This is a genomic window from Pseudomonas sp., from assembly GCF_049301935.1.
Taxonomy (GTDB): Bacteria; Pseudomonadota; Gammaproteobacteria; order Pseudomonadales; family Pseudomonadaceae; genus Aquipseudomonas.
The window spans coordinates 32,632-46,118 of the sequence record NZ_JBAQLP010000054.1 but is presented as its reverse complement, the minus strand read 5'-3'; the positions used below and the strand labels follow the sequence as shown (position 1 = coordinate 46,118).

The window sequence follows — 13,487 nt, the reverse complement described above, 5'->3', positions numbered from 1 at the left end:
AGGTAATTCACCTTATCTACACAAATTCGGTTTGCCATGTGCCTATTGAAGCGCGAAACCACTGTCCAGGTCAGCCCGGCACACAGAATAAAATTTTTTAACAACAGGGGTTTACAAGTAAAAACCCGATCCGTATTATGCGCGCCACAACGACGGGAAACGAAGTTAACCGCGTTGTAGTTGATAGCAAATAAGCAAGTTTTGCAATCAATGCCCAGGTGGTGAAATTGGTAGACACGCCAGCTTCAGGTGCTGGTGACCTTACGGTCGTGGAAGTTCGAGTCTTCTCCTGGGCACCAATTCAAAAAACCGAGCCACTGGCTCGGTTTTTTATTGCCTGCGCTTTACCCCAGCAAGTTGCAGTCAGTTCGACGGGCGCCTAGACGCGCCCGCCCTGAATCAGCTTAGACGCGAAACTGCCCCAGACTGGCCTTGAGCTTCTTCGCCAAGCCATCCAAGATCCGACCGCTATTAGCCGTAGCTGCCACAGCCTCGGCTGCCCGCTGCGCCTCGACATGAATCACCTCAACACGCCCACGCACAGCATCAGCCCCTTCTGCCTGATGCGCCGCCGCCTCAGTCGCGATGTTGATTGCGCCATGCACTTCCTCCACTGCCTCACGCACCGATTGCTGCACCCGCGCACTTTCGCGCAATGCCGCCAGGCCTTGAGCCGCCTGCTTGCCAGCCTGGCCAATCGCTTCAACCGCCTCGCGCGCGCCCTGCTGCAGCGCGCCGATATGGGTTTGGATATCGCCGGTGGACTGCTGCGTCTTGCTCGCCAGCGCGCGAACCTCATCGGCCACCACGGCAAAACCACGACCGCTTTCACCCGCACGCGCCGCTTCAATTGCGGCATTCAGGGCCAAGAGGTTGGTCTGTTCGGCGATTGAACGAATCACCGTCAGCACCACTTCGATCTGCTCGCTCTGCTTGGCCAACCGCTCGATGACTGCCGAGCCGGTTTCCACACGCCGCACCAACTCCTCAATCGAGCCACCCACGCGCAGCGCAATAGCGGCATTGTCATCCGCCGCCTGGCGAATCGCCCCGACGCGCTGCAACGCCTCGCGCATGGCCTGACTTTCCGCCTGTGCCTCACCCGCCATTTCCGCCAGCGCCTGCAGACTGCCCGCCACTTCATCACGTTGACGCTCAGCCGCCGACTCCGCCGCCGCACTGCGCGAGGCCAGATTGCCGATCTCCTGCCCGGTGAGCGATGCCACCTCACCGGCCTCGCGTACGATCGGCTGCAACTTGGCGACAAAACGATTGACCGCCGCCGCCATGTCACCGATTTCATCACGACTATTGAGCTCGACCCGACGCGTCAGATCCCCCTCGCCCGCCGCCCAGTCATTCAACACCGCGATCAAGGTATGTAGCTTGCTGACCACTCGCTGCCCCAGCACCAGCGCCAACACCAGCAGAATCAGCAGCGCCACCACCGCCAGGCCCATGCTGATATTCCAGCGCAAACCGGCTGCAGCCTCCTGCACCACCTTGCGACTGCTCTGCTCCATGCCGCTGGCGGCCTCACGCGCCACGCTCAACCGCGCCGCCAAGGCATCTGCACTGCTGGTGGCCGCACCACTCAAGCTGTCGGAAACCAGCTGCCCACTGCTATCGATCAGGCTGACGAAGCGCTGATCCAGCTTGGCCAGCTCCTCATCCACCGACACGGTGGAAACCCCCAGGATGACCTTGCCGATATCCGAACCCATCGGGCTGATCGTCGCCTCGGCGATATACACGCCCGGATCCTTGGCGGCAGCCTGCAGCACCTTATCCAATGCGCCACCGCCTTCGCCTTTGGCCATCAACGCACGCACGCGGGAATCCTGCCGATTAAGGTGACGCGTCAGGCGTTCGCCTTGCGCATCGAGGTACACCGCAAACAGCACCGCCGGATTGCGGTGGGCGCCGCGCACCAACTCGGTCAGCGCCGGCACATCAGCGTCCCAGATCGCCTTCGGTGCAACCGCCGAGAGCAGCTGCGCCAACTCGTCCGCCGAACGCTTGAGGTTACTGTCCAGCACACCACGAATCTGCACCTGCTCCTCGGCCAGCCGAGTGGAAAGGCCTTTGGCCAACTGCGCCTGGGTGCTGGCGGACAGACTGTCCAGGCCACCACGCACTTCATCGCCAGCCTTGGTCAGCTCGCCCACCAGGCGCGCCGTATCGGCCTGCATGCCCTTGGCCAGATCCGTCTCAAGCGTCGCCACCGTGGTGCGAGTCAACGCCACCGCCACAACCACCTGCACCAGCAGGGCCACGCCCAGCGCGAGAAACACCGGCAATAGCAGGCGACTGCGCAACACAGAAATAATGGCAAACACGGCAGACACTCCTGACAACGGTAATGCCTATAACGGCGGGAAAGCTGATTTATAAAGGCTAGCCCGGATATTTTTACCCAGGCCAGAAACGACAAAGGGCCGCCAATTGGCGACCCTTTGTGCACTGCCTGTGACTATCAGGCAAACGGATGGCGCAACACAATAGTCTCGTTGCGGTCCGGGCCGGTGGAGACAATATCAATCGGCGCACCGACCAACTCTTCCACGCGCTTGATGTAAGCACGCGCCGCCGCCGGCAGCTCTTCCAGGGTTTTCGCCCCCAGGGTCGACTCGCTCCAGCCTGGCAACTCTTCGTACACCGGCTGCAGCCCCAGGTAGCTGTCAGCATCGGTCGGCGCATCAACCAGCACATCGCCATTCTGATCTTTGTAGCCGACACAGATACGGATGGTTTCCAGGCCGTCGAGCACGTCGAGCTTGGTCAGGCACAGGCCGGAGATGCTGTTGATCTCGATGGCGCGACGCAGGATCACCGCATCAAACCAACCGCAACGACGCGCGCGACCGGTGGTGGAGCCGAACTCATGGCCACGTTTGGCGAGGAACGCGCCGGTTTCGTCGAACAGCTCAGTCGGGAACGGGCCGGAACCTACGCGAGTGGTGTAAGCCTTGGTGATGCCGAGAATGTAATCCAGGTACATCGGACCAAAACCGGAACCGGTGGCGATACCGCCCGCCGTGGTGTTGGAGCTGGTGACGTAGGGGTAGGTGCCGTGGTCGATGTCCAGCAGCGAACCCTGGGCGCCTTCGAACATGATGTCCTTGCCCTGACGACGCATGTCGTGCAGCACGGCCGTCACGTCGGTCATCATCGGCTTGAGCAGCTCGGCGTATTCCATGCACTCGTCGAGCGTCTTCTGGAAGTCGATGGCCGGCTCTTTGTAGTAATTGACCAGTACGAAGTTGTGGTAATCCAGCAGCTCGCCCAGCTTGGCGGCGAAACGCTCACGGTGGAACAGGTCACCGATACGCAGGCCGCGACGCGCCACCTTGTCTTCGTAAGCCGGGCCGATGCCACGGCCAGTGGTGCCGATCTTGGCATCGCCACGGGCTTTCTCGCGGGCCTGATCGAGGGCTACGTGGTACGGCAGAATCAGCGGGCAGGACGGGCTGATACGCAGACGCTCGCGCACCGGCACACCCTTCTCTTCCAGCTTGATGATTTCACGCATCAGCGCATCGGGCGCAACCACCACGCCGTTGCCGATCAGACATTGCACGTTTTCGCGCAGGATGCCGGAGGGAATAAGGTGCAGAACGGTTTTTTCGCCGTCGATCACCAAGGTGTGGCCAGCATTGTGCCCCCCCTGGTAACGCACAACAGCTGCAGCCTGTTCGGTCAGCAGGTCGACAATCTTGCCCTTGCCTTCATCGCCCCACTGGGTGCCCAGGACTACGACATTCTTACCCATAACACTAACCCTCTTCGCAAACTTGATGCCGGCCGCAGCCGACGGAAACTTTTCGCACGACCGCTCAGACTGTCAACGCAGCCAACTGCCAGCGACCATCACGCAACAGCAACTGGCGATCACAGCCGGCAGCCTCGGCGTCAGCCGCGACCTGCCCTGGCAATGCCTGCACCACGCGCTGACCGTCCTGGCGCAAGCGCACAATCGCCTGCCACAAAAACACATCATGATTATCCGGCGCCCAGATACCGGCGGGCTCTTCACCCAACTGCATCTGCCCCAGGCTTACCAGGGTTTTCAGGTCGGTGGAGAAGCCTGTCGCCGGACGCGCCCGGCCAAAATCGGCGCCGATGTCGTCATAACGGCCGCCCTGGGCGATGGCATAACCCACACCCGGGACAAAGGCGGCGAACACCACACCGGTGTGGTAGTGATAGCCGCGCAGCTCGCCCAGATCGAAGTACAGCGGTAATTCCGGGTAGCGCAAGCTCAGCGCATCGGCAATCGCCATCAAGTCATCCAGCGCCGCATGCACATCATCCGGCGCATCGACCAGGCACGCCTGAGCCAGATCCAACACCTCACGGCCACCGCACAGCTCGCTGAGCGCACGCAGCATCTTGCGCAGGTCTTCCGGCAGGGTTTCGGTCAGTTCAACGACCTCATCCAGCGCCTTGCGCTGCAGCGCATCGAACAGCTGCTGCTCGACCTCGCCAGAAAGCTCGGCGGCGCGAGCCAGACCGCGATAGATGCCGACATGGCCAAGGTCCATGTGCACATCCGGCACCGCCGCCAGCTCAAGGGTGTTGACCAGCAGGCTGATCACCTCGACATCGCTGGCCGGACTGGCATCACCATACAGCTCGGCGCCCAGCTGGATCGGGCTGCGCGAAGTTGTCAGCGCACGCGGCTGGGCGTGCACCACGCTACCGGCGTAGCACAGGCGGCTCGGCCCCTCGCGGCGCAGGGTATGTGCATCGATGCGCGCCACCTGCGGCGTGATGTCGGCACGAAAGCCCATCTGCCGGCCAGACAGCGGGTCGGTCACCTTGAAGGTACGCAGGTCCAGGTCCTGGCCCGCGCCAGTCAGCAGCGATTCCAGATACTCGATATGCGGCGTGACCACAAATTCATAGCCCCAGCGCTGGAACAGATCCAGCACCTGGCGGCGCGCCACTTCAATACGCCCTGCGTACGGTGGCAGTACTTCTTCGATGCCATCTGGCAGCAGCCAGCGGTCTACCGTTGCCATTTCGCCATTCCCCTCTTGAACCGGGCGGCACAAGCCTTCAGTGAAGCCAATAAAGGACGGTTGTGCCCAGCAGCATGCTGGCCAACCCCAGTAGACGCAGCTGCCTGTCAGACAACTGCGTCAGTTGTAAAAGCGTGTCACGCCAATGGCGCGGACACAGGAAGGGCAGGATGCCTTCCAGCACCAGCACGAGACACAACGCGATGCCTAATTCCTGCCACATGCTTCCCACAGACGCAAAAAAGCCGGGATTTTCCCGGCTGCCGCATGATACCACGTTTTCCACAAGGATCACCCCGGCGGCTGCCCGCCGGGGCGATGACTTAAGGCTTGGACTTCTCCAGATAGCGGAAGAAGTCGCTGCTCGGATCCAGCACCAGCACGTCACGCTTATCGGCAAAGCTCTCGCGATAAGCCCTCAGGCTGCGGTAGAACGAGTAGAACTCCTGATCCATGCCGTAGGCCTTGGAATAGATCGCCGCTGCCTGGGCATCACCCTCACCGCGCAGCTCTTCGGCCTGACGGTAGGCATCTGCGAGCAACACGCGACGCTGACGGTCGGCGTCGGCGCGAATACCTTCGGCCAACTCCTTACCCTTGGCGCGGTGCTCACGGGCTTCACGCTCACGCTCGGAGCTCATGCGATCAAACACGCTGCGGTTGACTTCTTTCGGCAGGTCGATGGCCTTGACGCGCACGTCCACCACCTCGATACCCAGCTCTTTCTGCGCAGCCCGATTCAAGGAGGCAGTCACATCCGCCATTAGCGCATCGCGCTCACCCGACACGGCCTCATGCAGGGTGCGCTTACCGAACTGGTCACGCAGCGACGCTTCCAGACGACGCGCCAGACGCTCGTCGGCAATCTGCTTCATACCGGACGTCGCAGTGTAGAAACGCTCGGCATCCAGCACGCGCCACTTGGCGAAGGCATCGACCATCAGCGCTTTCTTTTCCAGGGTGAGGAAGCGCGAACTGGTGGAGTCCAGGGTCAGCAGGCGCGCATCGAACTTGCGCACCTGGTTAACGTACGGAATCTTCATATGCAAGCCCGGCTGCACGTCCGGCTGGACGATACGACCAAACTGCAACAGCACCGCACGCTCGGTCTGCGACACGATATAAAAGCTGTTCCAGGCGACCAGCGCCAGCACCACGCCAACAATAAGGGCGATCAGCGATTTATTGCTCATCAACGGCTCTCCCTTGTACGCAGTTCAACCTGACGCGGATCAATACTGACTCGCGAGCCAGTGTCTGCAGCGCCCGCAGCACCGGATATCGAGCTAGGCGCAGACGTGCTGCGACCATCGATCATCTTGTCCAGCGGCAGATAAAGCAGGTTGTTCTGCCCCTTATCGCCAGTCACCAGCACCTTGCTGGTATTGCTCATCAGCTCTTGCATGGTGTCCAGATACAGCCGCTCGCGAGTGACCTCGGGCGCCTTGCGGTACTCGGTGACCAATGCCGTAAAGCGATCCGCCTCACCCTGTGCGCGGGAAACCACTTCATCACGGTAACCGCTGGCATCCTCGATCAGGCGCTGCGCCTGACCACGGGCTTCCGGCACCACGCCATTGGCGTAGGTTTCCGCCTGATTCTTCTCACGCTGCTCGTCTTCACGGGCGCGGATCACGTCATCGAAGGCTTCCTGCACTTCGCGCGGCGCCGCCGCACTCTGCAGGTTGACCTGAGTCACCGTGATACCGGTGCGATAGGTGTCGAGGAAACGCTGCAAGCGATCCTTGACCTCACTGGCCATCAGCTCACGGCCTTCGGTCAGCACCTGGTCCATCTCGGTGGAACCCACCACGTGACGCACGGCGCTGTCGGTCGCGTGCTGCAGACTGATTTCCGGCTGATCAACGTTGAGGACGAAGTCCTGCAAGTTGCTGACCCGGTACTGCACGGTCAACGGCACTTCGATGATGTTCTCGTCTTCGGTCAACATCTGCCCCTGCTTGCTGTAAGCACGCTCGCGGGTGACGTTTTCCTGGAACTTGCGATCAATCGGCGGGAAATAGATATTCAGACCCGGACCGACGGTTTCGTAGTATTTGCCGAAGCGCAGCACCACGGCCTGCTCCTGCTCATCAACGACGTAGATCGCGCTGTACAGCCAGACCGCAGCCAGCAGCCCCAGGCCTACGAACAGCAGGCCGAAACCGCCGCCATTGCCCGAGCCAGTCTCGCCGCCTCGTTTCTTGCCGCCACCGAACAGCCCATTCAGGCTCTCCTGTAGCTTGCGGAAGGCCTCATCGATATCCGGCGGCCCCTTGCGATCACCGTTCTTACGGCCACCCCACGGGTCCTGATTATTCGAGTTGCCACCCGGCTCATTCCAAGCCATAGCGCTCTCCATCTGATAAAGCCAAGACGCGCCCACGGCGCGCCCGCCAATGCTACAGAATGCATGCAACCAGCGGCAAAGTCGCTGATGCAGGCTTTATTGCAAAGTGTGTTGCTCAATAAATTCCTGCGGCTTTAGCCCTTCACGGCTGACCAGCCGATTCAGCTCGATGCGCGGCAACCGCACGGCCAGCAGACTGCTACCGTCCTCGGCATGCGACTCGCTCTGCACTGCGCCCAAGGCGAAGAACTGTGCACGCAAACGCCCCAGGCGCTGCGGTAGCTGCAAGGTAGCGACAAACAGGTCATCACCCAACAGCTCGGCGATGGCCTGACGCAACAACGGCAAACCACGCCCGTCACGTGCCGATAGCCAGACCCGCTGCGGCTTGCCATCGGCATCGCGCTGAATCTGCGGTTCCACACCTTCGAGTAGGTCGAGCTTGTTGTACACCTCAAGCATCGGCAGTTCATGGGCACCGATCTCACCCAGCACCGCCAACACCTGTTCAATCTGCTGATCACGCTCGGGCTCGTGGGAGTCGATCACATGCAACAGCAGATCGGAGTTACTCGATTCCTCAAGCGTGGCGCGGAACGCCTCAACCAGCTTGTGCGGCAGATGCCGGATAAAACCCACGGTATCGGCCAGCACAATCGGCCCCAGGTCATCAAGGTCCAGACGACGCAGCGTGGGATCGAGGGTGGCAAACAGCTGATCGGCCGCATACACGTCCGAGGTAGTCAGGGTATTGAACAAAGTCGACTTGCCGGCGTTGGTGTAACCCACCAGCGACACCGAAGGAATATCCGCACGCTGACGGCCACGCCGCGCCTGCTCACGCTGGCTGCGCACCTTTTCCAACTTCTGCTTGATCTGGCGAATCCGCACACGCAGCAAACGGCGGTCGGTTTCCAGCTGGGTTTCACCCGGGCCGCGCAGACCGATACCGCCTTTCTGCCGCTCAAGGTGGGTCCAGCCGCGCACCAGCCGCGTACTCATGTGATCGAGCTGGGCCAGCTCGACCTGCAACTTGCCTTCATGGGTACGCGCGCGCTGGGCAAAGATATCGAGGATCAGACCGGTACGGTCCAATACTCGACACTCGAAAGCACGCTCAAGGTTACGTTCCTGACTGGGCGTGAGGACGTGATTGAAGATAACCAGATCAGCCTCGGCGGCCTTGACCTGATCACGCAGCTCTTCAACTTTGCCACTGCCGATCAGGTACTTGGCCGTCAGCCGATTGCTCGGAACACTGAGGAACGCGACAGTTTCAGCACCAGCCGAGATGGCCAGCTCCTGAAACTCCTGCGGATCCTCGCGCGCCTCGGAATTTTGGCCGTCCAGATGAACCAGAATGGCCCGCTCTCCACCTTCATGGCGCTCGAAGAACAATGCAGCCTCCTAAATCAGGCGTTACCAGGCTCAGCTTCGGCTTGCTCGGTTTCGCTGGCGCTCGGCAGACGCACCGGACGGCTAGGCACTACAGTGGAAATGGCGTGTTTATAGACCATCTGGCTGACAGTGTTTTTCAGCAAAATCACGAACTGGTCGAAAGATTCGATCTGGCCTTGCAGCTTGATGCCGTTAACCAAATAAATAGAAACCGGGACGCGCTCTTTGCGCAAGGTATTCAGGTAAGGGTCTTGTAGCGAATGCCCTTTTGACATGTGCCGCACTCCTTTAAGGATCAATTTTCAATAATTTTAGTAACCCAACGAACGGCTTAAAGCCGTCACACCCCAAGGATAGACGGCCAACGGCAAGGTCTCAGGTCAATATGGAGACCGCTGCCAGGTATTTCAAGGCACGCGGCAGATTGTCGCAGTCGGCGCTATCGAGCCAGTGCACATCCTGCTGCCAACCACGTAACCAGGTGAACTGTCGCTTGGCCAGCTGGCGCGTGGCGATAATGCCGCGCTCCTGCATCTGCTCTGCATCGAGGTTGCCGTCCAGATAATCCCAGACTTGGCGATAACCCACCGCCCGTATAGACGGTAGCCCAACGTGCAAGTCACTGCGCTGACGCAGGCGTTCGACCTCGGCCACCAGCCCCTGTTCCAGCATCAGGCGAAATCGCAGGGCAATTCGCTCGTGCAACAGCTGCCTTTGCGCCGGGGCAATGGCCAATTGCGCCACAGTATAGGGGAATTGCCGCGCCACCGATGCGCCGCCGGCAGTATTTTCTGCCGCCTGGCGCTGACGATGGGCGGTCATGCTTTGCCCGCTCAGGTGATAGACCTCAAGGGCGCGAATCAGGCGCTGCGGGTCATTGAGATGGATACGCGCAGCGGACTGCGGATCAACCGCACGCAGCTCGGCATGCAGCACCGCCCAACCTTCGGCCTGGGCGCGCGCCTCCAGTTCGGCGCGCAACGCCGCGTCGGCGCTGGGCATTTGCGCCAGTCCTTCGAGCAACACTTTGAAATACAGCATGGTGCCGCCCACTAGCAGCGGAATCCGCCCGCGCGCGGTGATTTCGGCCATGGCCGCCAGGGCATCGGCACGGAACTCGGCCGCCGAATAACTCTCGGCCGGGTCACGGATATCGATCAGACGGTGGGGGAATTCAGCCAGGGTGGCCTTATCCGGTTTGGCCGTGCCGATGTCCATATCGCGGTAGATCAATGCCGAATCGACACTGATCAACTCGCACTGCAACACCCGCGCCAGTTCGATGGCCAGATCGGTCTTGCCGGCCGCAGTCGGCCCCATCAGGAAAATCGCCGGAGGCAGGCGCTCGGACATGCTCAAAAATTCTCTAAGTGGCGCGGCGGCTAGCGGCCGCGCAGGAACAGCTTATCCAGGTCATCCATGCCCATCTGCGCCCAGGTCGGCCGCCCATGGTTGCACTGGCCGCTGCGCTCGGTGTGCTCCATGTCACGCAGCAGGGCGTTCATTTCCGGCAAGGTCAGGCGCCGGTTGGCGCGCACCGCGCCGTGGCAGGCCATAGTGCCAAGCAGCTCATTGAGGTGCGCCTGAATACGGTCGGTAGTGCCATACTCGAGCAGATCACCCAGCACATCCTGCACCAGACGCGTGGCCTCGGCCTGCTTGAGCAATGCAGGAATCTGCCGGATAGCCAGGGTTTCCGGGCCCAAACGCTGTAGCTCAAACCCCAAACGCTGGAACCACTCGGCATGCTCTTCGGCGCAGTCGGCCTCACGCTGGCTTACGGCGATCGACTCCGGCACCAGCAACGGCTGGCCGCGCAGGCCTTCACTGGCCATGGCCACCTTGAGCCGCTCATAGGTGATGCGCTCATGGGCGGCATGCATATCCACCACCACCAGACCCTGAACGTTCTCGGCGAGGATATAGATGCCCTTGAGCTGGGCGATGGCATAACCCAGGGGCGGAATATCGCCTTGCGCATCCGGCAGACCCGCTGGAGCCGGCGCCGTAGCCAGGGGCGAGAAAAATTCACGGTAGGCACCCTGGGCTTCGGCGGCCGGCAAAACCGCTTCCGGACGCGCCCCCTGATAACCGGCGCCCGGCGAACGCCACACCGAGCCGCTGGGCGCAGGCTGTAACAAGCTGGCAGCCAAACCGATTTCACCCTGCGGGCCAAACTCGCCAGCAGCCTGACCGCTAGGGCGCAACATCTCGTTGACCGTCGCCGGTGCCGCCAGCTGATCTTCCGGGCGCACCTCGCCAAGCGCACGGTGCAGGGTGCCGTAGAGGAAGTCATGCACCATACGGCCATCACGGAAGCGCACTTCGTGCTTGGTCGGGTGCACGTTGACATCGACCACCGAGGGGTCGATCTCCAGAAACAGCACAAAAGTCGGATGGCGGCCGTTGAACAACACATCGCGGTAAGCCTGACGCACCGCGTGGGCGACCAGCTTGTCGCGCACCATGCGCCCGTTCACATAGAAATACTGCAGGTCCGCCTGACTACGGGAGAAGGTCGGCAAGCCCACCCAGCCCCATAGGTGCAGACCGTTGCGCTCGATATCGATGGGCAGCGCCTGCTCGAGAAACGCCGGGCCGCAAACCGAGGCCACCCGCCGCGCGCGACTCTGCTCATCCGGCGCCTCATGCAGACCGAGCACGCTCTTGCCGTTGTGGCGCAGATGGAAGGCCACATCAAAACGCGCCAGGGCCAAGCGCTTGATGACTTCCTGCAGGTGATCGAATTCGGTTTTTTCGGTCTTGAGAAACTTGCGCCGCGCCGGGGTGTTGAAGAACAGGTCGCGCACTTCTACCGAGGTGCCGACCGGGTGCGCCGCAGGCTGCACGCGCGGCTGCATATCACGGCCTTCGGTTTCCACCTGCCAGGCCTGCTCGGCACCTTCGGTGCGCGAGGTCAGGGTCAGGCGCGCCACCGAGCTGATCGAGGCCAGCGCCTCGCCACGAAAGCCCAGGCTCATCACCTGCTCCAGGTCTTCCAGCTCGCGAATCTTGCTGGTGGCGTGGCGGGCCAGTGCCAGCGGCAGGTCATCCGGGGAAATGCCACTGCCGTTATCACGCACTTTGAGCAACTTGACGCCGCCCTGCTCGACATCCACCTCGATGCGTTTTGCACCGGAATCCAGGCTGTTTTCCAACAGCTCCTTGATTACCGAGGCCGGACGCTCGACCACTTCACCGGCAGCAATCTGGTTCGCCAGCCGCGGGCTGAGCAGCTGGATACGTGCGGTCTCTCTTACTGACGGCGCATGGCTGCTCATGGCTGCGCAGCCAGAGCAGTCGCGGGAACCTGCAAACGCTGGCCGACCTTGATCACATCGCTTTTCAGCGCGTTGGTACTGCGCAGCACGGCCAGGCTGACCTGATAGCGCTGGGCAATCAGCGCCAGGCTTTCGCCAGAGCTGACCACATGCTCGCGCGGCCCGAGGGCAATCTTGCCGTTGTCACGCAGCCAGGCCACATGGGTGCCGGGCGGCGGGTTTTCATGGAAGAACTGCCGCACGCCCGTAACAATCGAGCGCGCCAGCGCTTGCTGATGACTAGCGCTGGACAGCTTGCGGGCTTCGTTGGGGTTGGAGATAAACCCGGTCTCCACCAGGATCGACGGAATATCCGGCGATTTCAGCACCATAAAACCGGCTTGCTCCACCCGCCGCTTATGCAGCGGTGTCACTCGGCCCATATTGCCCAGCACCTTGTTGCCGACGTTCAGGCTGGAGGACAGCGAGGCGGTCATCGACAGGTCGAGCAGCACTCCGGCAAGCATCTTGTCCTTGTCGTCCAGGCTGACATTGCCGGCGCCGCCGATCAGGTCCGACTGGTTTTCCGAGTCGGCCAGCCAGCGCGCGGTCTCAGACGTGGCGCCGCGATCCGACAGCGCATACACCGATGCACCAAATGCCGCCGCCCGCGGCGCGGCATCGGCGTGAATGGAAACAAACAGGTCGGCGCCCTTCTTGCGGGCGATCTCGGTGCGCTTGCGCAGCGGGATAAAGTAGTCACCGGTGCGCACCAGCTCGGCACGGAAGCCCTTCTCGGCATTGATCTGCCGCTGCAATTCCTTGGCAATCGCCAGGGTCACATGCTTTTCATACTGGCCTTTGACCGGCGACAGCGCGCCCGGGTCTTCACCACCATGCCCGGCATCGATGGCAATCACGATATCGCGCTTGCCATTGGGCACCGGGGTTAGCTTCGGCGGCGCCTGGGTTGGCGTCACCGGTACTTGCGGTGCGGTGGCCACGCTGGTGCTGGGCAGACTCGGTGCGGCGCCGCTTGGCTGGTCAAACAGATCGACAACCAGACGATGGCCGTACTGCTGATTGGGGGCCAGGGTAAAGCTCTTCGGCGTCACCGCCGCTGACAAGTCGATCACCACGCGTAAATCTTCGGGCGTGCGCTGCGCCGAGCGCACGCCGGTGATCGGGGTGTTGCTCAGGGTCAGTTGGTCGAAACGGGTGGCCAGCTTGGCGCCGCTGACATCGATGACGATGCGATTGGGCGACGACAGTAGAAATACGCTGTGCTGCACCGGCCCGGACAGGTCAAACACCAGACGGGTGTTATCCGGCGCACGCCACAGCCGCACACTGCGCACATCCGAAGCGGCCATTACATCGGCGGCCAGGGCTACCAATGCCACTCCAATTGCGATGAAACGCGCGCCTATGCGCATAGCCAACCCCATAATCAAT

The 13,487-nt window shown here is 61.6% G+C and carries 11 protein-coding genes, 1 tRNA gene and 1 pseudogene; 1 reads left to right on the top strand and 12 read right to left on the bottom strand.

Annotated elements, in window-relative coordinates; genetic code table 11:
* Positions 1-212: 212 nt before the first annotated feature.
* Positions 213-299, top strand: a tRNA-Leu gene (locus WA145_RS07640).
* Positions 300-404: 105 nt separating this feature from the next.
* On the opposite strand, the gene WA145_RS07635 is transcribed toward WA145_RS07640, so the two are convergent.
* The 12 genes and pseudogenes from WA145_RS07635 to WA145_RS07580 form a co-directional block, all read right to left on the bottom strand.
* The gene (locus WA145_RS07635) at positions 405-1,289 is read right to left on the bottom strand and encodes a methyl-accepting chemotaxis protein (protein WP_422581014.1); all 885 of its coding nucleotides are present in this window, start codon (positions 1,287-1,289) and stop codon (positions 405-407) included.
* Positions 1,263-1,460: pseudogene (locus tag WA145_RS07630) on the bottom strand (HAMP domain-containing protein); the annotation flags it as partial. The pseudogene WA145_RS07630 and the gene WA145_RS07635, both read right to left, overlap by 27 nt.
* 1,016 nt (positions 1,461-2,476) lie before the next feature.
* Positions 2,477-3,772, bottom strand: a complete 1,296-nt coding sequence (locus WA145_RS07625; protein WP_422580996.1) for an adenylosuccinate synthase — start codon at positions 3,770-3,772, stop codon at positions 2,477-2,479.
* A 64-nt stretch (positions 3,773-3,836) separates the two neighbouring features.
* Complete coding sequence (locus WA145_RS07620; protein ID WP_422580995.1) at positions 3,837-5,024, bottom strand: ATP phosphoribosyltransferase regulatory subunit; 1,188 nt, start codon at positions 5,022-5,024, stop codon at positions 3,837-3,839.
* 37 nt (positions 5,025-5,061) lie between these two features.
* The gene (locus WA145_RS07615; RefSeq protein ID WP_160016276.1) at positions 5,062-5,247 is read right to left on the bottom strand and encodes a DUF2065 domain-containing protein; all 186 of its coding nucleotides are present in this window, start codon (positions 5,245-5,247) and stop codon (positions 5,062-5,064) included.
* Between the two features lie 100 nt (positions 5,248-5,347).
* Positions 5,348-6,217 carry a protease modulator HflC gene (gene hflC, locus WA145_RS07610; protein ID WP_422580994.1) on the bottom strand — a complete coding sequence of 290 codons (870 nt, stop codon included), beginning with the start codon at positions 6,215-6,217 and terminating at the stop codon, positions 5,348-5,350.
* Positions 6,217-7,374, bottom strand: coding sequence for an FtsH protease activity modulator HflK (gene hflK, locus WA145_RS07605; RefSeq protein WP_422580993.1), 1,158 nt, complete (start codon positions 7,372-7,374; stop codon positions 6,217-6,219). The genes hflC and hflK overlap by 1 nt, the downstream gene beginning before the upstream one ends.
* A gap of 96 nt (positions 7,375-7,470) precedes the next feature.
* The gene (hflX, locus tag WA145_RS07600) at positions 7,471-8,772 is read right to left on the bottom strand and encodes a ribosome rescue GTPase HflX (protein ID WP_422580992.1); all 1,302 of its coding nucleotides are present in this window, start codon (positions 8,770-8,772) and stop codon (positions 7,471-7,473) included.
* Positions 8,773-8,786: 14 nt separating this feature from the next.
* Positions 8,787-9,047, bottom strand: coding sequence for an RNA chaperone Hfq (gene hfq, locus WA145_RS07595; protein WP_090249679.1), 261 nt, complete (start codon positions 9,045-9,047; stop codon positions 8,787-8,789).
* 100 nt (positions 9,048-9,147) lie between these two features.
* Positions 9,148-10,125, bottom strand: coding sequence for a tRNA (adenosine(37)-N6)-dimethylallyltransferase MiaA (gene miaA / locus WA145_RS07590; RefSeq protein WP_422580991.1), 978 nt, complete (start codon positions 10,123-10,125; stop codon positions 9,148-9,150).
* A 29-nt stretch (positions 10,126-10,154) separates the two neighbouring features.
* Positions 10,155-12,053 carry a DNA mismatch repair endonuclease MutL gene (gene mutL / locus WA145_RS07585; RefSeq protein ID WP_422580990.1) on the bottom strand — a complete coding sequence of 633 codons (1,899 nt, stop codon included), beginning with the start codon at positions 12,051-12,053 and terminating at the stop codon, positions 10,155-10,157.
* Complete coding sequence (locus tag WA145_RS07580; protein ID WP_422580989.1) at positions 12,050-13,480, bottom strand: N-acetylmuramoyl-L-alanine amidase; 1,431 nt, start codon at positions 13,478-13,480, stop codon at positions 12,050-12,052. Before WA145_RS07580 ends, mutL begins: the two co-directional genes overlap by 4 nt.
* Positions 13,481-13,487 lie beyond the last annotated feature (7 nt).

Bases quoted from the DNA above. Each gene is read 5' to 3' on its own strand.
- WA145_RS07635 (WP_422581014.1), bottom strand. From the start codon at position 1,289: ATGGCGGCGGCGGTCAATCGTTTTGTCGCCAAGTTGCAGCCGATCGTA.
- WA145_RS07625 (WP_422580996.1), bottom strand. From the start codon at position 3,772: ATGGGTAAGAATGTCGTAGTCCTGGGCACCCAGTGGGGCGATGAAGGC.
- WA145_RS07620 (WP_422580995.1), bottom strand. From the start codon at position 5,024: ATGGCAACGGTAGACCGCTGGCTGCTGCCAGATGGCATCGAAGAAGTA.
- WA145_RS07615 (WP_160016276.1), bottom strand. From the start codon at position 5,247: ATGTGGCAGGAATTAGGCATCGCGTTGTGTCTCGTGCTGGTGCTGGAA.
- hflC (WP_422580994.1), bottom strand. From the start codon at position 6,217: ATGAGCAATAAATCGCTGATCGCCCTTATTGTTGGCGTGGTGCTGGCG.
- hflK (WP_422580993.1), bottom strand. From the start codon at position 7,374: ATGGCTTGGAATGAGCCGGGTGGCAACTCGAATAATCAGGACCCGTGG.
- hfq (WP_090249679.1), bottom strand. From the start codon at position 9,047: ATGTCAAAAGGGCATTCGCTACAAGACCCTTACCTGAATACCTTGCGC.
- miaA (WP_422580991.1), bottom strand. From the start codon at position 10,125: ATGTCCGAGCGCCTGCCTCCGGCGATTTTCCTGATGGGGCCGACTGCG.
- mutL (WP_422580990.1), bottom strand. From the start codon at position 12,053: ATGAGCAGCCATGCGCCGTCAGTAAGAGAGACCGCACGTATCCAGCTG.
- WA145_RS07580 (WP_422580989.1), bottom strand. From the start codon at position 13,480: ATGGGGTTGGCTATGCGCATAGGCGCGCGTTTCATCGCAATTGGAGTG.